The 23,623-nt window shown below is 61.0% G+C and carries 16 protein-coding genes; 6 read left to right on the top strand and 10 right to left on the bottom strand.

The features are described 5' to 3' along the window. The coding region (locus tag GWE18_RS40375) for an Hsp20/alpha crystallin family protein (RefSeq protein WP_275191073.1) at nucleotides 1–350 on the top strand (350 nt) is incomplete at its 5' end. A 71-nt stretch (nucleotides 351–421) separates the two neighbouring features. Then, the gene (locus GWE18_RS40370; RefSeq protein ID WP_275191072.1) at nucleotides 422–886 is read left to right on the top strand and encodes a hypothetical protein; all 465 of its coding nucleotides are present in this window, start codon (nucleotides 422–424) and stop codon (nucleotides 884–886) included. 1,720 nt (nucleotides 887–2,606) lie between these two features. On the opposite strand, the gene GWE18_RS40365 is transcribed toward GWE18_RS40370, so the two are convergent. The 9 genes from GWE18_RS40365 to GWE18_RS40325 form a co-directional block, all read right to left on the bottom strand. Then, nucleotides 2,607–4,574 (bottom strand): ABC transporter ATP-binding protein/permease, encoded by a 1,968-nt coding sequence (locus GWE18_RS40365; protein ID WP_275191076.1) that lies wholly within the window; start codon nucleotides 4,572–4,574, stop codon nucleotides 2,607–2,609. A gap of 5 nt (nucleotides 4,575–4,579) precedes the next feature. After that, a complete protein-coding gene (locus GWE18_RS40360; RefSeq protein ID WP_275191071.1) occupies nucleotides 4,580–6,262 on the bottom strand; it encodes a peptidoglycan-binding protein in 1,683 nt (560 codons plus the stop codon). A 215-nt stretch (nucleotides 6,263–6,477) separates the two neighbouring features. After that, nucleotides 6,478–7,335: a hypothetical protein gene (locus tag GWE18_RS40355; RefSeq protein WP_275191070.1), complete on the bottom strand. Its 858-nt coding sequence runs from the start codon at nucleotides 7,333–7,335 to the stop codon at nucleotides 6,478–6,480. Nucleotides 7,336–7,399: 64 nt separating this feature from the next. Beyond that, nucleotides 7,400–7,699, bottom strand: a complete 300-nt coding sequence (locus GWE18_RS40350) for a PepSY domain-containing protein (RefSeq protein ID WP_275191069.1) — start codon at nucleotides 7,697–7,699, stop codon at nucleotides 7,400–7,402. A gap of 135 nt (nucleotides 7,700–7,834) precedes the next feature. After that, complete coding sequence (locus GWE18_RS40345) at nucleotides 7,835–9,052, bottom strand: PepSY domain-containing protein (RefSeq protein WP_275191068.1); 1,218 nt, start codon at nucleotides 9,050–9,052, stop codon at nucleotides 7,835–7,837. Beyond that, on the bottom strand, nucleotides 9,049–9,753 hold the full coding sequence (locus tag GWE18_RS40340; protein WP_275191067.1) for a hypothetical protein: 705 nt from the start codon (nucleotides 9,751–9,753) through the stop codon (nucleotides 9,049–9,051). Before GWE18_RS40340 ends, GWE18_RS40345 begins: the two co-directional genes overlap by 4 nt. 2 nt (nucleotides 9,754–9,755) lie before the next feature. Further along, nucleotides 9,756–12,911, bottom strand: a complete 3,156-nt coding sequence (locus GWE18_RS40335) for an efflux RND transporter permease subunit (protein ID WP_275191066.1) — start codon at nucleotides 12,909–12,911, stop codon at nucleotides 9,756–9,758. 59 nt (nucleotides 12,912–12,970) lie between these two features. After that, nucleotides 12,971–13,405: a hypothetical protein gene (locus GWE18_RS40330; protein WP_275191065.1), complete on the bottom strand. Its 435-nt coding sequence runs from the start codon at nucleotides 13,403–13,405 to the stop codon at nucleotides 12,971–12,973. Between the two features lie 46 nt (nucleotides 13,406–13,451). Beyond that, entirely contained in the window at nucleotides 13,452–16,577 is a 3,126-nt protein-coding gene (locus GWE18_RS40325) for an efflux RND transporter permease subunit (protein WP_275191064.1), read from the bottom strand. Nucleotides 16,578–17,433: 856 nt separating this feature from the next. Between GWE18_RS40325 and GWE18_RS40320 the strand changes: the two genes are divergently transcribed. The 4 genes from GWE18_RS40320 to GWE18_RS40305 all read left to right on the top strand — a co-directional run bounded on the left by GWE18_RS40320 (nucleotide 17,434) and on the right by GWE18_RS40305 (nucleotide 21,322). Next, the gene (locus GWE18_RS40320; protein ID WP_275191063.1) at nucleotides 17,434–19,125 is read left to right on the top strand and encodes a hypothetical protein; all 1,692 of its coding nucleotides are present in this window, start codon (nucleotides 17,434–17,436) and stop codon (nucleotides 19,123–19,125) included. A 361-nt stretch (nucleotides 19,126–19,486) separates the two neighbouring features. Beyond that, the gene (locus GWE18_RS40315; protein ID WP_275191062.1) at nucleotides 19,487–19,780 is read left to right on the top strand and encodes a hypothetical protein; all 294 of its coding nucleotides are present in this window, start codon (nucleotides 19,487–19,489) and stop codon (nucleotides 19,778–19,780) included. 577 nt (nucleotides 19,781–20,357) lie between these two features. Then, entirely contained in the window at nucleotides 20,358–20,774 is a 417-nt protein-coding gene (locus GWE18_RS40310; RefSeq protein WP_275191061.1) for an ester cyclase, read from the top strand. Nucleotides 20,775–20,911: 137 nt separating this feature from the next. After that, entirely contained in the window at nucleotides 20,912–21,322 is a 411-nt protein-coding gene (locus tag GWE18_RS40305; RefSeq protein WP_342804344.1) for a DUF2252 family protein, read from the top strand. 242 nt (nucleotides 21,323–21,564) lie between these two features. Here GWE18_RS40305 and GWE18_RS40300 read toward each other — a convergent pair whose 3' ends face one another. Continuing rightward, the gene (locus tag GWE18_RS40300) at nucleotides 21,565–23,337 is read right to left on the bottom strand and encodes an adenylate/guanylate cyclase domain-containing protein (protein ID WP_275191060.1); all 1,773 of its coding nucleotides are present in this window, start codon (nucleotides 23,335–23,337) and stop codon (nucleotides 21,565–21,567) included. Nucleotides 23,338–23,623: the final 286 nt, after the last annotated feature.

Genomic DNA, 23,623 nt, shown 5'->3' with positions numbered 1-23,623 from the left:
TTGCCTCCCGGACTCTGGATGGGCTCGGCTGGCCGCAGATCGACATCGAGGAGACGGACAAGGAGGTGCGCATCACCGCCGAGCTGCCCGGTCTCGATGAGAAGGACGTCAGCCTGGAAATCGCAAATGGCGTTCTTTCGATCTCCGGCGAGAAGAAATCGGAGTCGGAATACAAGGCCCGTCGCTTCAGTGAACGGTACTATGGTCGCTTCCAACGGCGCATACCGCTAGAGGACGTCGAGGAGGACAAGGTCTCCGCCGCGTTCAAGAACGGCGTGCTGACCGTAACGGTGCCGAAATCCGCCGAAGCGAAGAATGTCCGCCGCATCGCGATCAATCGCAATGGCTGACGCATCCGTCCGGGCGCTCGATCGGTGAGCGCCCGGACGACGGCGTTATTTGCATGCAGGGGAGATGCCGCGTGGTCAAGGAACGGAGGAGCGAAAAGGAACTGCGCCAGATGATGCTCGCGGCCGCTCGCCAACACGTCGAGTGCAGCGAACTGGAAGATCTTTTCATATTTGGACCGACGCCACGGCCTGGCGCCAATTGGGGCTTTGGTATCGCAGGCAAGGAGAACAAGGTCTCTGTGGCCTGCTACACGCGCCTCGACCAGATCGCCAGTCACCTTCAGGAAAAATATGAGCTGCATCCGGTCAAGGCTGCCCGGCGCGATATCGAAGCCAGGGTTTGGTCCCTGGTCCATGACCACCCAACACTCAAGGCGTGGCTCTCACGTTCCGGCGGCGCCTACGACATCGCCACGTTCAAAAAACTTGAAGGTCAGCCGAATTGGACAATGGAATGGAATACTGACGATCAGCCGGCCAAAGCTGCCTTCGAACGGATCGTCCGGTCCGTTCAAACGCAAATTGAGCTGGAGTAAGCGGGTCGCTGACCAAGAGCTAGTACGAGCCCCACCGATTTGTACGCTGGGCTACGCTGCTGCCCTATCGTACTGAAATCGCGCTTTTGCTTTTCGCGGCCCTGGTTCAAATAAAGCTGCGAGGACGACAAGAGCAAACGCTGGACGCACGTTGGAGACGCCGGTGACAAAGTTTGAAGAACAAGCTGCGACGCAAGCGCCTCGCTGCGCTTGCCACAGATTGAAAACAAAAGCTGTAGGTGACCGCCCTTATGGGAAGTGCCGGAACAGGCGTCGCGCCACCTGAACGAGTTTCCTCAACCGAAGACGCGTGAAATTCAACTAGGGAGATGTGCGCAGAACAAAATAGTAACTTTTCGATGTGAGTAACAATGTAGGAGAAAAAATCGCGAAAACACCTTTCCTATCAATGGCTTATGCCTTAGGTGTGCTCGGAGGGCGCACGCATTTGTTGCGATTTCAATGGGTTGCAAGGATCTGTCAAGGCATAAGGTGCATTTCGACCCCAAAAGTGCCTTTGAAAAGGTGACGCTTTGAGATCATCCCAAAGCCCGCACCCGCGCATGCGAACCTGCCGGGAGGCTCCCTGGCTTTGCCGAGCGTCCGACCGCCGGTGGCTGATACCAACGTCCTCTGGCTGTTCCAGACCATATCTTCAATCCAGAGCATGCGATCAGCTCCTGCGTCCGGCGCGTTGATGGTCCAAACAAGAGTCATGCTGCGAATCTTTGGACACCAACGACCGTTCGATCCCACCGTCAAACCGATGATTTGATCCATCGATACTGAAAATAACGCAATGGTCTTGGGCTCGCCTAGAGCTGTGAAGAGCCATCGAGGAATCGGCGCCGTTAGCATAAGAAAACGCGCTGTGGCGAGGCCACCGGAATCAGCGCTCCTTGATCGGCTTACATTTCTGAGGGGGCGCAAAGAGGTCACGAGACTACCTGCAACATTGCGATCTGCGTCGTCACTGCTGCGACAACCTGAAACCGAACGATCAAGACTGAAACTCAATGCCATCACTAGCGCGCAGTGGACTTATTCTTCGGTCTCCAAGGCGGGGCTCCAAAAAAACGGGAGTTTTCCTAGATTCGGCTGGAGACTTTCGGGAATTTTTGGCCAAAAAGTGCGAACGCCGGTCTCCGGAGACTTTCCAGGATAAGAAAAGCCCGCATTTGGTGGGCCTTTCTCGTCAAGATAAAGGAAATTCTCTAAAAAACAGGAATGGGTGGCTGGGGCGGGAGGGACCGAACCTTCGAATGGCGGAATCAAAATCCGCTTTATTATTCAACGATTTCACGGAGCATTTTGAAAAAGGGCACGAAACACTGTCCAGCGTTTTCAATAGCTTGGTAGTCGTTTCCAAATAAGGAAGCAGCCCTCGCACAGAAGATCAGCCCAGAAAACCTGATGTAGCGGGGCTGCAGCCGCTTCGACTCCGAAGTAACACTCCAGTACGCAAACTTTTATGGAGCCGTTAATCAAAAGACATTCTGTTCTCCTTCCGCCGACGCGATCTATCTCGCCTCGGACGCGGTCAAAAGCAGCATGAGACAACAATCTTCCAGTCTGGCTGGCGCGTCATGGAAGTCGAGATGGCGTGCTAAACGGCAGGTTCGCGTTGCATGGTGGACAGAGGAATGCTCTTGTCGTCCTGCAGTCTTTTTCCGACGGGTGTTTGGAAGATGTGATCCCGTGCTCCGCATACGGACGTAGGTCATTCGTGTCGGAACGCTTCGGCTGGCTCGAGCGCGGCGGCGCGCGAGGCGGGGTAGACTCCGGACAGGAGACCGATTACGCCGCCAACAGCTGGCGCAAGCAAGGGAGCGAGCGGGTCTAGCACCGGAGTCCAGACCTGATACGCCGAGACACCTACCACGATCAGCACGCCGACACTGGATCCGAGCAGTCCCCCCACGACGCCCATGGACGCGCTCTCGATGAGGAACTGTGAAGCGATGTGGCGACGAGTAGCGCCAATGGCACGGCGCAGTCCAATCTCCGCCGTCCGCTCCATTACCCCCACCAGGGTGATATTTGCGATCCCGAGCGCGCCGACGACAAGCGACAGGCCGCCCAGCAGCAGGAACATCATATTGAGATCGGTTTGCACGTCATCGCGTACGCGACGCGGCTCCTGCGGCAGTTGCACGCGAAGCGTGCGCGGATCGTCCGGCCGCAGCGCCGCCCGCGCCTGCAGTGCGATCAGAGAAGCCGCACCGATCTTCGTCTCCACGACCACCATGCCGGGCCCGAATAGACTGAAATGCCGTCGCGCCGTGCCCTCGGGAATGATGACCGAACCAAGCAGTTCCGGCTTTCGCACCACATCACGGAGGATACCGATCACCAGATAGAGCTCGTCGCCGACATAGATCGCGGGCAGCCGCTCGACCCCAGCGATGCCCAGGCGACGCGCGGCATCGGGACCGAGGATCGCAACGCGCTCGGCGCGGGCAGAATGCCCCCCGTCGATAAACCGCCCCGAGGCGAGCTCGGCGCGCACCGCGCGGAACAAATCCGGCGAGGCGGCGCGCACCGCCAGTTTGAATGCGGTCTGATTGGCGGGATCCACCACCGGCGAGGCGCTGACGAGCATATCGTGGACATTGACGTCGCTGAGCAGGCCCGCGGCCACGACACCATTCAGCCGGACCAGCCGTTCCGGCGCGTCCCATGGAATGGCGCGCGGATCAATCGTGCCGGTCGCCATTCCCGGCCGCGCCGTGATGAACAATTCCGTGGCTGCCAGTTGATCGAACTGACTGATGATGCGGTTACCGGCGGTTCGCGTCAGACCGATGGTGGCGACCAGCGCCGACATGCCGATCACGATGCCAAGCACCGTGAGCGCCATACGGGCCGGACGCGCGATCGCCCCGGCGATCGCCTCGGAGACGAGGTCGCGCATCGTGATCCCCGACGGCGCAATGCGCGCCCTGGATGGAGGCGGCAATGCCGTCTCGCTTCCACCAAAGAGCCGGCCATCCTTCATGTTGACTCGGCGCGAGCCCCGGCGCGCGACGTTTTCGTCGTGCGTGACGACGACGATCGTCATGCCCTCCTTGTTGAGCTCGGTGAAGAAATCCAGGATCGACTCGGTGTTCTTGGAATCGAGATTGCCGGTCGGCTCGTCGCACAAGAGCAGGCTCGGTGAACCCATCAGGGCGCGGGCGATCGCCACCCGCTGACGTTCGCCGCCGGACAATTTGGAAGGCGGGAAATTCGCGCGATGCTCGAGGCCGACGCGGCGAATTTCCTGCATCGCCCGCTCGCGCCGCCCTCGTCCGGCCTGCCGGCGGTATACTTCCGCCAGCATGACGTTCTCGAGGACAGTGCGATAGGGCAGCAGGTGGAACGACTGAAAGATGAATCCAACGCGGCGGCTGCGCAGCCCGGCCCGCTCATTCTCGCTCAGCTTTGTCGTTTCGATACCATCAAAGACGTACTGTCCGCTGGTTGGCCGGTCGAGGCAACCGAGGATATTCAACAGCGTGGATTTTCCCGAGCCGGATGGACCGGTTATCGACAGCCATTCGCCGCGCCGCAACACGAGGTCGACATCGATCAATGCGTCGACAGCGGGATCGGTCCCGAATTGCTTGCACACTTTACGCAGGTCAAGGACATGGTCGGCATCGACAGAAGCCGTCTTGATCGGCACCTCTGGCCGTATGTCCTCCATGAGCTTCATTTGACCGCCGCCGGCTCGGCCGTTTTATAGCCCACCACCACGAGTTGACCGGGCGCAAGTTGCCCATCGGGTGTGTTGACCTCGACATAGCCGCCCGTCGAAAGCCCCGGCTGCACGGTGACGTACTCCTGCTTGCCGCCGCGATCGACCAGTACGCGCGATGTTCCGTCGGCGGCAAGCGAGACCGCGCTGGTCGGCACCGCGGTGACCGCGCCCTTCGACGTTTCGATCGGGATAGTCAGCCGGACCGAAAACCCTGCCAGGAGCACAGGCGTGGTCTCCACCTTGACCCCGAGATAGAAGTGGTAACCGTCCACGCCGCGCGTGCCGGGTGTGGTCGCCACCGTCTCAACTACGCCGGTCGCCTTGATCCCAAGCGCCTGCTCGTCGATCGCAACTTTCATCCCGGGCTTCACCAACGGCGCGGCTTCAAGTGGCAGTTGCGAGTCGATGCTTAGCTGGTTATCGGTCACGCTCATAACCGGCCCGGAAGCATTGGCCGCGACCGCGGCGGTCACCTCGTGGACGCGAACCGGGAGCGACGGGATGAACACCACTTCGTCTGCTGGCACCTGCACCCCAAGCTTCGCGCGCGCGGCCGTGAACTCGGCGTTCAGCCGCTGTGCTCGTTCGCTCGCGACCTTGACGTCAAATTCAGCGAGTTCTTGCTGTTCCAGCGCTGCGCGCACGCTGCGCTCGCCTTCGAGGCGGGCCGCCTTCACGGCGCCCTCGGCGACCCGGATCCGTTCCTCGGCCAGCGCGGCCTCGCGCGCCGCGGTCTGAATCGCCAAATCGGCTTCCATCTTTGCCTTGCGCTGCGCGGCACGCGCCACTTTCAGCTTGGCCTCGGCCGCAGCACGCGCCGTTTCGGTCTGGCGCGGATCAAGAACGATCAGGGCACGATCGGCCATTTGCGTGGCGACATCGGCGCTGGCCGCGGTCGCCGAATGCGCGGCCCGCGCGCGTTCGGCTTCAAGCGCAAGCGATTTTCCGGCACGCGCGTCCGCCAGCTGGCGGTTGTCGCCAACGCGTGCCGCGCTGTCGAGAGAAGCCTGGCGCGTGTTCTGCTCCGCGATGGCCCGTGCAGCGGCGACCGCTTTCACCGCTGTTTCGCGCGTGGCCTCGGCCGCAAGCTGGGCGCGCGCGGCATCCGACCACTCTCGCTCGAGCGCCGCGACGGCAGCGCGCTGCTCGCGGGTCGGTACGTACGGATCCCACCCGGCCCTCTTATACATGCGCTCGACCGCGGCGGATGTCTTCTGATCGTAATTGCCATCAACCGTGCCCGGATCGAAGCCAAGGCGAGCCAGGGCTTCTTCGAGTTGGCGGACGTCACCGCCGCTGGTTCCGGGCGCCATGTCGCGAAAAGCCGGTACCGCGCCGATGAGGACAAAGACCGGACGGCCGGATGCGGATAGAATCACCTCGCCTTCCCCAAAGTTCGTATTGGGTCGGGGTAACGACGAGATCAGTCCGGCGCCGCCCTTGACCGTGGAAGGCGCGATAGAAATCGGCTGCGGCAGCCCGAAGCGGACGGTGCCGCGGGTGACGACATCGGAACTCAATATCCGCGACTCCACGGGCACGAGAATCGCGGATGGCTCGGGGGCCGCCGTGCGCGCCGCGACCTCTGCCGGCGACTGGATCCTGGAGCCCATGTACCAGGCGCCAATCGCCATGCCGCCGACCACGCCCAGAATGGCCCAGAGAACGTTTACGCGCTTTGCGACCATGCCGTAGTCCCTCCCACCACCGACAGCGTGCGGGCCATCTTCGCAGGAAGCGTTGCGTCTGCCTTCGTCATGCGATGCGCTGCCAGGAAAGGAGATTACTCATAGGCGCCGATCGGGGAAAGTACGCAAGTGTACATCCTAAAGTGTACATCCTAACTGGTCTATTGCACCTTCCTGGAGAACAGCTCCTCCTGGATGCGCTCCTCGACCGGAGCCAACACCTCCTCCTGCATTTTGAAGCTCCTGGCCGCGACCAGGCGCTCGTAATCCTGCAGTTTCCGTAGAGCGGCCTTCTGGTCCTGCGACATTTTGGAAACCAATAGCTTGCCACCCTCGGTCAGCGCGCTGAGCCGGTTCCGCAGGTCCGGTTCGATTTCGTCTGGATGGCCGTATTCGAAGCCGGCCTTCTTCATCTCCCGCTGCCAGAATCCAAGCGCGGCCTTCATCCGCGGATCCTTGTTGATCAGTGCATCCTGGGGATTGTAGTGGGTAGCCTTCAGCTGATCGGGTTTGAAAGTTTCAGCCAAAGCCTTGCGCGTGCAACCGCCGGTACGCGACAAATCCTCGATTTCCAGAGCGACCGCGAGGGTGTTGCTCACGTCATCTCCGAGCAACGCGCGATTGTAAGCGACCTGATCTGCGGGGGAAAGCTTGCGGAAAATTTGCACATTGCGCTCGCCGAGACCGACGCGGGCGGGGCTGTAGCCGGTGGCGAGCTGAGGCGGCAGACCCGTGTAGAAGGTGGAGACGCCAAAGCCATGACGACTGACGAACTCCTCCTCACTAAGGCCTGGAAGATTTTTGTCCGCCGACATGCCCGCCCGCACCGTTTTGTGGTCGGCCGCGATGTACTGGAAGCCTTGTTCGCGCATGCAGCGGGCGATCAGTTCCTCGGTTTTCTCGATCGCCTGAACCAGCTCGCGCGGCGACATGCCGAATTCCTCGGTGCCGAGGCCCTTCGGTGCCTGTGCCTGTGCCGCCGCTGTCGCTGGCGCGAGCAGGACGGCGAACAGGCCCATGTAAATTGCCCTCTTCATGGCGCTACCCTTTCCAATAACGAACCTCGTATCCAGCCGGTACATGTCAGTCCGTCGCGACAATCTTTCCGGTCTCGATATCGACGAAGACGTCCTTCTCGCCCTGTTCCGGTGATTGGATCTCGATCACGTAGACATTCTTGCCGCGCTTCTTCTCGATCACGACGTCCGTGACTTCACCGGGGATGCGCTCAAGCGCAATCTTCTTCGCCTGTTCTTCCGTGATCTTTGCCGCAGGCTGCGCACGCTCTTTCGAACGGCTCGGTTGCTGCGCCTGCACGACGACCACGGCTGGCGCAACAAAAAGAAGACTGGCGAGCAGGCCCCAGTGGATCGTCCTCTTCATGGCGGTATCCTTGTTCAATTGCTACGCCGGAACGGAAACACAGAGGGATCGCCCGCTATCCACGATTTTCGTCACCCGTGGGAGGAGAAACCCGTGCGATGAAAATCGTGGATCAGGGCGCTCGCACCGTTCACATCAGTCCGTTCCGACGATCTTTCCGGACTCGATGTCGACAAAGACATCCTTCTCGCCATCCTTCGGCGTCTGGATCTCGACGACGTAGACATTTTTGCCTTTCTTCCGCTCGATCTTCAGGGAGGTGGCCTTGCCGGGGACCTCCGCGAGCGCGATCTTTGTCGCCTGGTCTCCCGAGACCTTCGCCACGGGCGGCGTATACTTCAGCGGTTTGTCGCGGAGCTTCCCGACGCTTGAAACGTCCGCGGCGGGATTGTCCTTGGGCAGTGCGTTGGAAACGACAAGCTTGCCGTCCGAGGTGTCGAGCACGACTCCAACCACTGGACACCATATCTTGTCGGTGATGTCTTTCAGGTCCTGCAGGCCCTGCTCGCGAACCCGGACGCAGCCTTTGAAGGTCCCCGCTGGAACCGTTATTTCGATGCCGGCTTCAATGTTCTCGGCGCCGCCATAGGCCGAGCTCTTGCTGCCGTCGAATATATACCGGCCGCCGATTGTGAAAGTGCCGGGCATCAACAGGCCCGGTTCGGCCACGCCGTCGCCGTCAGGGTCGCCAGCTCGCCAGGTGCCAGCGAAAATGGGTTTGCCTTCCTCGTTGATCTCCCAACTCACCTCGCCAAAGACGTAGACGCTGTTGGTGGTCTTATCGACGGCGAACCAGTTGAGCGCGCGCTGTGTCAGCGTGCCATCGAGGTACTCCTCTTCCTGAACAACCGCGGTCTTGAATTTGCCGATGCCGGGAAGGTCGAAATCCTCGGTGCTATCCAGGACCACGGTTTCCTTGCGGTACTTGCCGTCCGGGTGATCGGGCCGCTCGTGCACGTGTTTGTGGCCGGGCACGATCGGGAAATAAAGTGGGTTGACCCCGTGCGGGACAATGTTCTCGCCTTTCAGATGCCAGTCCTTCAGCGACGAGTAATCCTTGTCGCTCATAAAGCGCGGCGGTTCGTTGATCTCGCCCGCGACTGCGCTGCCAGCCAGCGCGAATCCAGCCGCAGCCAGAACGGTGCCCGCCATGAGCGCGGCACGCCACTTGGCCAGCGGGCCAGATTGCCCGCTCGCCGTCTTCATCTGTCGCTCCAAACCCTGCTTGTCGAACATCTCAATGCCCTCCAGTTGCGGGCGGCGGTCCGGCCACCTGTCGCCCAAGGTTGCGGAAGTTTTCAGCCTGATGTGGCCGTTGGGCCGATCTGACATTTCGCGAGCGGGCCGGTTCATCGCGCCCTCGCTGTGGTGAAGCCGGCTTCGATGAAGGACCGATTGCCATCCTTGGCGACGGTCCCGATCGCGAATTTGTAGGTCTGGCCGGCGCGCAAGAACCCTGCAGGTACCGTGAAGGATTTGGCCGAACCGGGCAGCAGTGCCCGGACTTCGTAGGCCGAGCCGGTTTGCTCGATAACGATAGCGCAGGCCTCGATCCCCTCCGGCACAGACCAGCGCAGGGTCAGCGCGTTGGCGGGCACGTCTTTCTGATCAGGCCGCGGATATTCGAATACGGCGGGCTTTGGGAACACGTGACTCAACTGCGCCTCACCGCGCAGGATCGCGCCTTTGGTCGTCGTTCCCTCAAAACGATATGCGCCCGCTGGGAAATCTGCCCCCACGATCTTGTCATCATCCGGCTCAGGCGATTCAAGCGTGAGACTGCGAACTCCCAGCTTCGAGTCCGGCGTTTTGAGGTCGATCACCGTGCGCTCGGCGGGTGCCAACACCTTCAGCGCAGCCAGCCCATCCTCCGCGCCGGTTGCCTCGAACCGGATCTCGGCATCATGATCCCGTACATTGCGTTCGAGATAAACGGATAGCTTTTGGAAGCGGCCGGCCTCGGCCTCGGCTGCCGTCGCCGGACATGCAAAAGCGGATAAAGTCGCAGCCGCTGCGACAATCCAACCGTTGTGACGACGAACGGCGGCCTTCATGTTCACACGCTCCCCGATACTTGCGCCGTTCCTGGAATAGTCAGACTGTCCGTCAGCGCGCCAGTACCGCGACCGAAGCGGAGATAAAATGCAGGCAAGATAAACAGGTTGAGCAGTGTCGACGTCACGAGGCCGCCCAGAATAACGACCGCCATCGGATACTCGATCTCGTGGCCCGGCAGGTCGCCGAAAATGATCAGCGGCAGGATCGCGAGCCCGGCGGCGCCGGTCGTCATCAGGATCGGCCGTAACCGCTCGCTCGCGCCGCGAAGCACGAGCTTCATGCTGAACACCTCTCCCTCATAGCGTTCCAGATGCTGGAAGTGGTTGATCATGATGATCCCGTTGCGAGCGGCGATGCCGAGCACCGTCAGGAAGCCGACCAGCGAGCCAAGGGAAATCACGCCGCCCGCCAGCCACGCCGCCAACACGCCGCCCACCAGTGCCGAAGGCAGGGTCACGAAACTGAGCGCTGCCAGCCGCCAGCTGTCAAAAGACTGTTGCAGAAGTACAAAGATGACGGCGAGCGCCAGGAGGGAGAACAACTCGAGCCGCCTGCGGGCGGCGCTCAGTTCCTGATACTCGCCTTGCAGCACTGCGTAATAGCCGAGCGGAAACGACAACTTCTCCAAACGCGCCTGCACGTCGCTGGCGACTGCGCCGAGATCGCGGCCTTTCACATTCGCCTGCACGTCGATCCGACGGGAGCTCGCCTCGCGCTTGACGACATTTGGCGTCGGCCGAATGCTGACATCGGCTACTTCCGCCAGTTGGACGCGCTGCCCGGTCGGCGTGTCGATCAGCATCTGGCGGACCGAGTCAATGCTGTGGCGGGATAACGGGTCGGTCCACACCTGCACGTCGTAGGTACGTCCACCGATGAAGATGTCGCCGACCTCGGTTCCGGCCATCAATGATGCGGAGGCACGCCGGACATCACCCGGCTTCAGGCCATAGCGTTGCGCCTCCTCCAGCTTCACCGTCACCTGAATGTGCGGTACTTCGACCATCAACTCCTTGTGCAGGTTGACGAGATTCGGAACGTCAGCGAGTGCCGCGCGGACCTCCTCCGCCTTGTCCCTGAGAATGTCGAGATCCGGGCCGAAGATACGGACGACGATCGCCTCGCCAGCGCCGGTCAGAACCTCGCGAATGCGTTCCTTCAGATAGGTCTGCACGTCACGGTAGAGCCCGGGATAGCCCTCCACCATTTCCTCGACCCTGGCATGTGTCTTGTCGTAGTCGGCGTCCTTGCTGATGCTGATCCAGTTCTCGCCGAAATTGACGCCGACGACTTCGTCAGCGGCGAAGGCCTGGCCGATATGGGCGCCGAAGTTTCGTACGCCTGGAATGGCGCGCAGTTCCTTGCTCGCACGCGTCGTGATGCGCAACATCTCGGGCAGCGACGCGTCGGGGGTGGTAACCCAGTGCATCAGGAAGTCGCGCTCCTTGAACGACGGCAGCAGCGAGTGGCCGAGCAACGGCCAAACCCCAATCCCCGAGAGCGTCACTATTCCGACAGCGATATAGGCCATGCGTGGAGTCCTAGTGACCCGTTCCAGCAAGGGTGCGTAATGGTGTAGCAGCCAGACGATGACAGGTGATTCACGCCCTTCGAGTCGCGCGCCACGCAGCAGGATTAGGCAGAGCGCCGGCGTCACCGTCATGGCTGCGACGAGCGAAGCCGCAATCGCGAGCACATAGGCGGCAATCAGGGGCTTGAAGAAGGATCCGGTCAGGCCCTGCATGAACAGGACCGGCACGACCGCAGTAACGACGATAAGGGTCGCGTAGACGATCGGCGCACGCACCTCCAGTGAAGCGTCCAGAATGATACGCGCCGTGCTTCGCGTATCGCCCGACCGCCGTGCATGGCGCAGGCGTCGCATGATGTTCTCGACGTCGAGGATCGCGTCGTCGACGACGACGCCCAACGCGATCACGAAGCCCGCCAGGGTCATTGTGTTGACCGAGGCGCCGGACATGAACAGAACTAGTCCAGCTGCGAGCAGCGACAGCGGAATGGCGACGATACAGACGAGCGCGGTGCGCCACTCGTAAAGGAAGATGAGGATGATGCTCGCGACGAACAGGCAGCTCAGCAACAGTGCCCAGGATAGATTGTTGATCGAGTCCTCGACGAAAGTCGCCGGCCGGAAGATCGTCGTATCGATCTCGACCCCAGGAAGACCGGGCTTCATCCTCTCCAGCGCCTCCTCCACCCCGCGGGTGACGGCGAGCGTGTTGCCCCAGGGAAACTTTTCGACGATGAGCATGAGGCCCGGACCGTCGTTGATGACGGCATCGCCAATCATGCCCTGCGGCGCATAGACCAGATTGGCCACGTCGCTTAGCAGTAGCGGCGGCTTCCCGGCAGATTTGGTCACCGGAACCTTGGCCAGCGTCTCCGGTGTAACGCCGACGCCGACGAAGCGAAGTTGAAAGCGCTGATTGGGTGTTTCGACGAAGCCGCCGGTGCCGATATGCGCGCCGCGGGCATAGCGCAGCAGACCAACGTCGAGGGCGTCGGAAACCGCTTCCTGCACCTGGTCGAGCGTCACGTTGACATCGGCCAACCGCTTCGGATCAACCATGACCTGAAGCATCTTGAGCTGCTCTCCCCAGATCGCGACGTTCGCAACGCCGGGAACTCCGAGTAGCCGCTGCCGGATCGTCCAATAGGAAAGCATGGACAGGTCCATCACGGACTTGTCCTTCGAAGTAATGCCGACCTTCATGATGCGGCTGGTCGAGGACAATGGCGGCATCATGAACGGCGGCGCGGCCCATGTCGGCAGGGTCTTGGTCGCGAGCGCCATCCGCTCACTGACCAGCTGCCGCGCGCGGATCTCGTCGACGCCGGATTTGAAGATCAACAGGATTGACGACAGTTGCGCCACCGACTTCGAGCGCATCACGTCGATGTCCGGGACGCCGTTCAGCGCGTTTTCCAGCGGCACCGTGACAAGTTGTTCAACTTCGGCGGATGAAAGCCCCAGACAGATCGTCTGGATCTCGACCCGTGGCGGTGCGAATTCCGGAAATACGTCCACCGGGACGTCGCGCAGACGTGCGAGGCCGAACCACGTCAGCACCACTCCAAGGGCGAGGACGAGATAACGAAAGCGCAGACTAGAACCTACGATCAGCCTCATCATCGGAAAGCATCCCCCCACTCTGGCCAAGGCCGCAATGAAAAAACAATTTCGACGCGCAGCTAGTGACCTACCTTCACCTCTGTTCCGAACACCTGCGGCACTCCCGCCGCAAGCACCTTCGTGCCGGCAGGTGGGCCGTCACTCAGGTAGACGTTGTCGCCCTTGATGGTATCGATCACCACCGCGCCGCGAACGAAGGTCAACGGGTCGGCGCTGATATAGACCCACGTCTTTCCGGTCAGGTCGTAGAGAACAGATGCATATGGCACGATCCGGCGGCCCGACGGATCTACGCGCACCTCATCGATCAGGATGCCGAGCCGTTCCGCCGCTTTCGGCGTGAGCGTGATCTTCTTGATCTTTGCGTCATTCGTGGCCTCGACCCGCGCGGGCGCGCTCTTCTTGACGTCCGACTCCGCGGCCGGGGCTGACATACACGACGCGGCGAGGCAGGCGGTGGACGCCGCGACCATCAATACGCTGAAGCGCGCCATGACACGTTTCTCCCTTTCACATCGTTCGAAGTGAAGCGCGCGGCGGTCATGACGCGGTCTCCATTTCAAGATCGAGCCGGTCGGCGGTCCAGCCGGCGCCGAACCGCAGGTAAAGCGCCGGCAGCACGAACAACGTCCCGAGCGTCATGGTAACGACGCCGCCCAAGACCGAGAGCGCGAGCGGGTGCGCGATTTCGAGTCCGGCGACATCACCCATGATCGCGAATGGAAGCACCAGGGCGAGCGTCGTCACCGATGAGGCGATGATGCTCGGGAACCGTTCCAGCACGCCGCGACGCACCAGCTTTTCGCCGAACGGCTCACCCTCGTTCAATTGCAGATGCTGGAAATGGGCGACCAGACCGATGCCCTGCCGTACCATCAGTGCGAGCACCGCTGCCAGACCCAGCAGAGACCCAAGCGAGAAGTCACCGTCATTGATTGCGGCGGTAGCGAGACCGCCGAGTGCAGCGACCGGTACGCCGAGCAGCGACAGGACGCTGAGTGTCCAGCTGCGGAGCACCGCCTGCGTCAGCAGGAACATCAACAGCGCCGCCGCCGCCATGTAGCTGTATATCGATCGCAGGGCGGCTCGCTGCTCCTTGTATTCGCCGAGCACCTCGGCACGGTGCTCGAACGGGAATGCGATCTGTTTGACATTCCTGGCGACATCATCCGCCACATCACCGAGCGCCCGCTCGTCCACTTTCGCGGAAACATCGATACGACGCGAGGACCCCTGTCGCTGGATGATGCTGGTGGCCGGCGCGATGCGGACGTCCGCAACCTCAGCCAGGCGAACCTGGGACCCGCTCTCGCTGTTGATCATCAGATTCCGCACGTCATCGATGTTGTCGCGCAGCTCCGGACGCCCCCAAACAACCACGTCGAAAACCTTCTGGTCCTCGAAAAGCGCACCGACGGTGATGCCGCCGACCATCGCCGAGGTCGCCCTGCGGACGTCGCCCGGCTTCAGGCCGTAACCGGCTGCGCGATCGACATCCACCTTGACTTCGATCGAGGGTTCTTCGACCTGTAATTCGACCCGGGGGTTTTCAATGCCGGGGATCTTCGCCATCGCTGCGCGGATCTCCTGCGCCTTGGCGCGAATGATATCAAGGCTGTTGCCATAGACACGGACGGTGAGGCTATCCGGGTCACCGGTGAGCGCCTCGCGCAGCTTCGTAGACAGGTATGTCCCAAGCTTGCCCCGCATCCCGGGATAGGCGGTGATGACAGCTTCGACGGCATCCACGGTTGTTTCGCGATCGGCCTTCGGATCGATGTTGACCCACACGTGCCCGGCGTTCACGTCCGTTGCGCGTTCGCAGTTACAAAGCACCGCCCGTCCGAGATTGGCGAAAGCGTTCTGCACTCCGGGAATCTCCCGCAGGTCTCGGATCAAATTCTCGGTCGATCGGGTCATTGCCTGCAGCGAGGTGCCGGGCGGCCCCTGCCATTCGATCACCAGATCCGTCTCTCTGAAGCTGGGCACCATATTGCGTTCGAGCGGGCTCCAAAGCGCGAAGCACGCGATCGCCGCCACGACGCAGGCGCCGACGCAGGCGAGCGGCGCGTGGATGACGCGGCCGACAACCGAATCGAAAGGCCTGGCCAATCTATTGGTCACCCAACTGCCCGTCGGGGTCAGTGGCGCATTGGCGAGCAGCACCGCGGCCAGCGCGGGGGTCACGATCAACGCCACCAGCATGGAGATGGACACCGCGGCGATATAGGCCCAGGCCATCGGCGCGAAGAACGCGGCGGACCGACTCTGCATGAACAGGACTGGCAGCACCGCCAGCAAGACGATCAGCGATGCGTACAGCATCGGCCCGCGCGTTTCCAGCATTGCACGGACGACGACCATGAAGCCGGACCGACCGTCGCGTTGCGGCGCGCGCAATCGGTGCAGCACATTTTCGACGTCGATAATACTGTCATGCACGATCACGCCGGACGCCATCAGCAGACCACCGACCACCACCATGCTAAGCGGGATTCCGGCGGCCTTTAACAGCAGTTCAGCGCAAACGAATGACAATGAGATCGCAACCAGGGCGATAACCGCGGTCCTCCAGCTGCCCATTAGAAGGCCAAGCACGATGGCGACCAGGATGATCGAAATGATCATGGCCTTGCCCAGATTGCTGATCGCGCGTTCGATGAAGCTCGCGGGATGGTAGATGGTCGTATTGATCTCGATACCGGGCAGCCCGGGCTTCAGCTCGTTGAGCGCGCGCTCAACGCCGCGAGTCACGTCCAATGTGTTGAAGCCGGGGAACTTCTCGATCGCCACCATCAAGCCGGGGTTTTCGCCGACGATGGCGTCTCCGATCAGCGCCTGATGCCCCTCCACGAGATAGGCGACGTCGCCGACGCTCGTGGTCGTGCCGCTGAGCGGCACCTTGGCGAAGGTACCCACGGTGGAGATCGGCAGCTGGTGACGGATGCTGAGCCGCTGGTTCGGCGTTTCGATGAAGCCGCCGGTGCCGGGCGTGGATGAGTTCAGGTAGGTGAGCGGCGAGGACCACACCGCCTCACCGGTCGTCTTGATCACCTGATCGAGCTTGACGCCCTTCTTGTTCAGATTTCGGGCATCGACAAGCACTTGCACCTGCCGCTCGCGCTGACCCCATATCGACACATTCGCTACACCCGGAACGCCGGCGAGACGCGGCGCGATATTCCAGCGCGCCTGAACGGACATGTCGATCAGCGAGACGGATTTCGAGCTCAGGCCGATGTTCATCACCCGGCTGGCCGAGGAGACGGGCTGAAGCATGGTCGGAGGGCTGGAGACGTTCGGCAGCGCATGCGCCTGCGTCAGCCGTTCCTGCACCATCTGGCGCGCTTTCATCAGATCGGTGCCGGGCGCGAAGATCATCTCGATCGTCGAAAGTCCCGCCATCGATTCTGACTGGATGACCTGAAGCCACGGCACGCCGTTCAGCAGGTCCGCCTCCAGCGGCACGGTAATCAACGATTCGACCTCTGCGCTGGAGAGGCCAAGCGATTCCGTCTTCACGGTGAGCGAGGGCGGCGCCAATTCGGGGATGACTTCGAGCGGCTTGTTTCTGACGTCGATGGCGCCGACGATAAGCAGGCCCGAGGCGGCGACTACAATGAGGGTGCGCAAATGCACGCTAGAGGAAATGAGCCACGCCAACATTTCGACGCCCCCTCCCTTTGACCTCTAGTTGTATTTGACCTCTAGTTGAAATCGAACTCCTGAGTGGGCCCGTTGAATGCGGGATTTTCTGACCGCTGTGTCGCTCGTAGAGGCAACACAATTGTTCCCCACTATTATTTCCCCACGAGTCCGAATTCTTTGTCGGCCTTGCGCCGACTTTATTTCGGTCGTGCTAACGCCATAGTGAGGCTTCGCCGTAATCAAAATTCCGCAATGCTACCTTTCGTGGACCAGACTGAGGACCAGATCAAGGCGAGTGGAAATTTTAAGTTGATGTTCTTGTGGGCACAATCCACCCATTTGGATTACATGCAGGTTCCAAATTGGGTCACGCGTGTTTACGCACTTACGCACTTTAGGGGGCTTTAGGTGGCAAAAACTCTACGGCCACTTGAAGTTGCCTGACAGCCGACGAGGCTGTTTGCAGCTCCTGCGTGTAATCTAGATACATCACTTTGGATATACCACTTCGTGGCGCTTGCGTAATTCGTCATCCGCGTCACTCTTATTCCAACATTGCTGGGGGGCTCCGGCAATTATTTGCTCCGTGCTGTTGAGTGGGGCTTTTGTCTGCAATCGGTTGACGGATGAAACGCCGTTGAGACAATCTGATCTCCAGTGCGGAATTGCTATGAGCGAGTTAGTTCGACCACGTGAGTGATGTCGAACTGCGGTAGTGATGGGGCCGCGCATGATCAGGGGTAAGCGGAATGAGCGCGTCGCCGGATCCGGGCGACGGTGGCACGCTGCAGGAACTGGCATCGTAAAGTCAACTGCGCACAGTTGGCGCTGCGACTACTCCCGGTACCCGCTGGCCTTTGGCGCTGTGCCGGCATTGTTCAGCCTCATGCTGTTTGTCCCTTCTTATGCCGCCGCCGCGGAGAGCGAGGACGTGGCAGCTCTCCGGCGCATGCTCGGGGAGCTAAAAGCGGAGAACCGCAAACTTTCCGAACGTCTCGGTGCCCTGGAGGGCGCGTCGGCGACGCGGCGTGTCAAGCCCGCTCCGGCGCAGCAACGTCCGGCACCTGCCGCGACTACGGCGGCAGCCGCGCCCACGGTTGTAGTGGCGCCGCCCGTCGCTCCGCCCGCTCTGCCCGAGCCGGATTTGTCCGAAGCCGCAGCGAAGAGGCCGCTTAACGCGCGTATAAGAGATCTGGAGATCGGATGGGCGGCGAACGAGAACGCGACGCGCCAGATCATCCGGGACTCGCTCTCGAAGACCGGACCGAAGATCAATAACTTCCTCACGCTGAGCGGCGTGGTTGAAGGCCTGGCCTCGCGGACCGGCTCATTCACCGGCCCTACCCAGGAAAACCTGTCGCTGGGTACGGCAGAGCTCGATTTCGATATCAAGCTGAGCGACTGGTTGACCGGCGCTCTGGTTCTCCACTTCGACAGCGGCACTGGCGCGATATTCCCGACCGGGAATCAACCAGTGGTGCCGGCCAACATCGCTGGCGTAGGCGTGGATCGCTTCACGCTTGATCGGACTCACGTTACAGTTGGCGATCTGATGCAATTCCCGATCGCGGCCCGCTTCGGCGTGGAGGTTTTGCATTTCGGTACGTCGACGGGCGTGGCACGCCTGGATACGCTATCGATCGGCACTCCGCTGACAACCGAAGTGTTTGAAAACCGTCAGACGGCGGGAGGCCTGGAATTCGCCTGGCCAACCCCACCACGGCAGCCGCCGCCGGCGCCGGTCGTTGTTCCACGCGTTAGTCCGTTGGTCGTCGCACCGGCCGTCAGCCAACTCATGCGTTGGCTCGGCTACATCCCACTGCCTGAGCGGCCGTTCCGGCCTACGCCAGTTACATTCCCCTTCGACCCGGCGCCCTTCTACGGCTCAGTCATGACTTACAGGGGTAGCGACAGCATCATCCCCGGCCGGACTAAAATCGACGATTACAATGTCAGTCTCGGTTTCCGGACGAGGGGCCATTGCGGCGTGCCGTATGACCAGCTGACGGATTCGATGATTTGTCCATGGACCGTTGACTTCCATGTCGACTACGACACCTCCGTTTTCGAAAGCAGATTTCTGCATTCGTCCTACCTGCCGTTCCTGGATCAGATCGGCAAGATTCCCGGAGTGGCCGCGAGTCTCAAAACCAGTTTCGGCCCGTTCGCGTTCGTGGGCGAGGTAAATGCCGCAGTTCAGGACGCCAGGTTTATCGATGGGCTCGGCATTGCGCGGAACATGATGCCGATGACTTGGCAGGCCTCGATTGCCTACCAGTTCGACTGGAACCCCTGGATAACGGAGATCGGTGCGCAGGGCGATTACATCTCGGTGGGATATTCCGGCAGCAAAGACATGGCGGGCGTATCGATCCTGCAAAGCGGCGTGCCAACCCGGATCGGATTCGTCCCGCAGCACCGGCTTTTCCTTACCGGCGGCGAGTGGGTGATGGACGGGCTGAAGGTGGCCGTGGAATATTCAGCCAATTGGGACTATCCGGTGAGCGTCGGCGGGACGGGCAAAGTCGCGCATGGCTGGTTCGGATTGATCCAGCTTAATTTCTGATGCGTCTTCGCCCAGCACTATAAGGACGTGCGTGCCGAATCCTGGAAGCGATTGAGAATATCCACCGGGGACGAGCAAGCCGCGTTAGTAGCAACGCGGCTGGTCGCGTCTAGCGGGCCTGCGCGCGAGCAACACCGATCTCATCGCCCGGATATTAAACTGAGAGTGTTTCGGAGCACTGATACCAGCTTCGAACGGCTCGGTCCCGGCTACCGAATTGGTTTACCGCGGACTGATCTCGACCTGCCGCACGGCCGGCATTCGGGGAATCCGTGGAGCAGTTCGATCCTCGAGGCCACGGTTGAGTCCCGGTACGCCTCGTCAGAGATCGATTGTCTTGCCCAACCGACGGGAGAACTCCATGAAGGCCATCGCACTGGGCGCATTCGGTGCCGCGCTGCTCGCGTCCGCCACTTCCGCCGCGCCCCTCAACGCGACGACGATCGGCTCCGCCGAAGTCTCCAACGTCGATCAGGTCGGTCTGGTCTGCAACGAGTATTATGGACGCTGCTGGCGGACCCGAGGACCGCGCTATGTCCTGCGCTATTACTATGACCCCAGCTACTTCCCCGGCCGGGGCTACAACTACTACGCTGGCCCCGGCTACTACAATCGCGGCTACGGCGGACCAAGGTTCATCATTCGCGGCTGGTAGCCAGGAAGCAAGGGGCCGCTCTCTGGTGCGACCCCTTCTTACGGGACAGTCGCTTCCAGTCCGCCGGCAGAAGGAGATAGCAAGGATCGCCCAGACCGCGATTGAGTTCCCGCCGATGCAGAAGGGGCAAGCTTCAATCTCACGGGTGAAGCAACAGATCGAGAGGGTGATGCGGCCCGCACGGAAATTAGCTTCAACTGCGTCGCATATCACCAGCCCCGGTCGGTGCAGGCGTCACAGTTCGAGCTTGTCTCAACCACCATACCGCCCGGACGCTCGGTCTCCCGGTGCCGCCGTCGCTGCTCGCCCCGTCGACGAGGTGATCGAATGAAGGCTGATTGTTGCAGTGCATGAGTCAGGTTCTGGCACTCAGCTCAAATCAGCCTTCAGGCGAACGTCCGCTTTGCGCCAGAACCGGTCGTTCGGTCAGCGGCACTTTTGACCCGCAACGGAGATTGGGCGGAAACCTGGTCAAGAGCATTGAGTCGTCGCCAGACCGAGCCACCAGCAGCGTGATGGCCTGAGCATAGCCGGAGTGCTAAAACAGAGATCGATAAAGCACATAGGAGAACCAATCATGGCGTCGATCACGGCAACTGCCAACGAGTTCTTTGTCGCTTGCGAGACTGGAAAGGGTTGGGAAGTCTGCAAGGCTTACTGTGCTCCAAACGCGACCTTCGCCGCTCAGGCCGAACCGCTTGCAGATATTAAAACCCTTGCGGAATACGCGGATTGGATGAAGGGGGTAATGACCACTATGCCGGACGGCAGCTACGAGGTGAAATCCTTCGCCACCGACGCCGAGCGAAACAATGTCGCTGCCTATGCTGTCTTTTCGGGTACTCACACCGGTCCCGGTGGTCCGTGTGAGCCGACCGGCAAGAAGACGACGTCGGACTATGTCTACGTAATGCAATTCACTGGCGACAAGATCACCCACATGACGAAGATCTGGCATTCTGGTATGGCCCTGAAGGAACTGGGATGGGTCTGAGCGGCATCCCTCGTTGCTGTGGCCGCGCCGCGCTGCAAAGATAAGTGTGTAGATCAGACTTGGGCGACAAAACGCGGAGACGCGGGGCAGGTTTGGTCAGCGCAACTGCCCCATACCCGACATCGCGTTGAGGTCTCATGCATCGCCCAAATGTCTCCATGCCCAGGGGCCGCCGGGTTGTGGAGGGCCAGCAGATGATGCAGGCCGCCAGCGACATCTTTCTCGGTGCTACGCAGGACGATGCGACCGGCCGTCAGTTCTATGTTCGGACGCTGAAAAACCGCAGGCTTGGCGCCGTCAGCGAAATCAGCGAAGGCGAGGCACTCTCGGACTATGCCCAGCTATGCGGTCGAACCCTCGCGCGTGCCCATGCGCGCTCCGGCGATCCGGCCGCGATCGCTGGCTACGCCGGCAAGAACGACGCGCTCGATGACGCGATCGCGTCCTTCGCGATGGCCTATGCCGATCAGACAAGCGCCGACCACGTCGTTCTGGTGAAGGCGAAGGGGACCAAACCGACGGCTACGAAGAAAGCGAAAGCGACTTAGTCGAAGGGAGAGCCAGGCTCCGGTCCCCAAGATTTAGACGGCGTTGAATCGCCTACTTGTGCGGCACGAAAGTCCGGAAGTGGCACCTTTGAGAGATCCCGACCCGCTCCAAAAATGTCTGCTTTCATGGGTAAAGTGACTGGCGTAAGGTCGGAATGACGAGATTGGAGACCATATCGGACATTCGCCTGTAAATCACAGGCCGTCCGCATCGGGGTAAGGCGACGGACGTCAATGCGGCCTCAACCATTCCAGCCGGCCTTGCGCAAGCCTTCGACGAGATGAGCGTGGTCCTCCGGACGAAACCACGGAGCTCTCTTGCGGACATACATGTCAAATGCTCCCGGTGCGCGCGAGACGGCCTTCTCCAATGCTAACTTCGCTTCCGTTGTGCGCCCAAGCTGGCCCAGCGCCGCCGCGGGCCAACGGTAGATCATCGGAAAATCGGGATACGACCGGATCAGCCGTTTCGAGGCTTCGATCGAAGCCTCGTATTCGCTGCAGAAATACAGACCACACACAACGTGCAACAAACGTACTGCCAGATACGGATCGCGGGGATCGAGCCTGATACAGGTTTCGAGAGCCGTGAGCCCTTCCCTTGGCCGTCCTGCGAAGATCAACGTCGCGCCTCTGTGGCCATGCGCGATGGCCAGATTTGGACTCATTGAGAGAGCTCGCTCAATCTCCGCCAACGCACCGTCGGCGTCGCCGCGCGCTTGCAAGGCCCAGCCGAGGCATGAACGGGATTCTGCATCGGCGCCATCGAGCGCGACTGCCCGACGGGCCAGGGCTTCGGCCGAGCGTTGCGCGTTTGGCAGATCCAGCTTCTGGTAAATCGCGGCCGTTTGCAACTGATACAAGGCGAGCGCGCTGTAGCCCCCGGCGAAGGTCGGGTCGAGCTCGATTGCCTGCTTAAAAAAACCCTCTGCCGTCGCATCGTCGTCTGGGGTAGCTTTGCTCAGATGCCACAGACCGCGCTGATAGGCCGCCCAGGCATCGAGGCTCTCCGGTGGCTTGCGCATGGCGCGTCGCAGCTCGGCGTCTGCAATGGCGGGGGCCAGGGCGGTCGTCAGCGCTTCGGTGAGCTCGTCCTGCATCGCGAAAATATCGGCGAGATCGCGGTCGTAGCGCTCGGCCCACACATGGTTGCTGGTTCCCGCCTCTATCAATTGCGCAGTGACGCGGATCCGATTGCCGGCCTTGCGCACGCTACCTTCGAGCACATAGCGCACGCCGAGCTCGCGTCCGACCTGTTTCACATCGACCGCTCGGCCCTTATAGGTGAAGGACGAGTTCCGGGCGATGACGAACAGCGAGGGATAGTGCGACAGTGCCGTGATCACATCCTCGGCGATCCCGTCGGAGACGAACTCTTGCTCGGGGTCGCCGCTCATGTTGGTGAATGGCAGCACGGCGACGGACGGTTTGTCGGGCAAGGCGAGCGCCGGAATCTCAGCTTTGCGCGTCGCGGGCCGCTGGCTGGGATCGATGATGATACGGTAAACGTGGACAGGCCGGGCGATATTCTTCAGCGTTTGTTCGCCCGCGTCCTCGACGTCGAAAGACACCTTATCGCGCGCGTGACTGAGGACTGTACGCGAGATACATATGCCGCCGGGTTCGGCCAGCGCCTCAAGTCGCGCCGCGATGTTCACGCCATCGCCATAGAGGTCTCGGCGTTCGATCATCACGTCGCCAAGGTTAACCCCGACGCGAAACTCAATTCGTTTTTCCTGCGGCACGTTGGCATTGCGGTCAACCATGCCCTGCTGAACCTCGATCGCGCAGCGTACTGCATCCACCACGCTTGGAAACTCAATTAGAATTCCATCACCGGTCGTTTTCACGATGCGGCCGCGATGTTGCTTGTTCTTTGGATCGATCAGCTCGCGGCGAAGGAGATTGAGGCGAGCAAGCGTGCCCTCCTCGTCCGCACCCATCAGCCGGCTATAGCCGGCAATATCGGCGGCGAGAATAGCGGCGAGCTTGCGTTTGGTCTGATCTGAGGCCATTGGGGTCGGTTTCCCCAGTTCCTCTCCATATTATCACGGAATGCTATGCCTCTGGGATAATTCACGCGGGATGGCCCGCCGAGAGACTCGGACCTTGCGCTGATGCCGGATGCGGATCCCAGCGCCACCACGATGAGGAACGCCATCGTATCCAGCCAGCGTTGCACAAGTCCGGAACCTGGCACTTGTCGAAGTAACGGGTCGAGCTGACATGTCCGCTCATTGCGGCAAGCCAGACGTGGCCCTCAACACGCGGGACTTCCAACTCAGACATCCGGACTTAATA

The organism is Bradyrhizobium sp. CSA112 (genome assembly GCF_029051645.1).
Classification (GTDB): domain Bacteria; phylum Pseudomonadota; class Alphaproteobacteria; order Rhizobiales; family Xanthobacteraceae; genus Bradyrhizobium.
The sequence above is the reverse complement of the archived record's forward strand: the minus strand, read 5'-3'. Positions and strand labels throughout refer to the sequence as shown.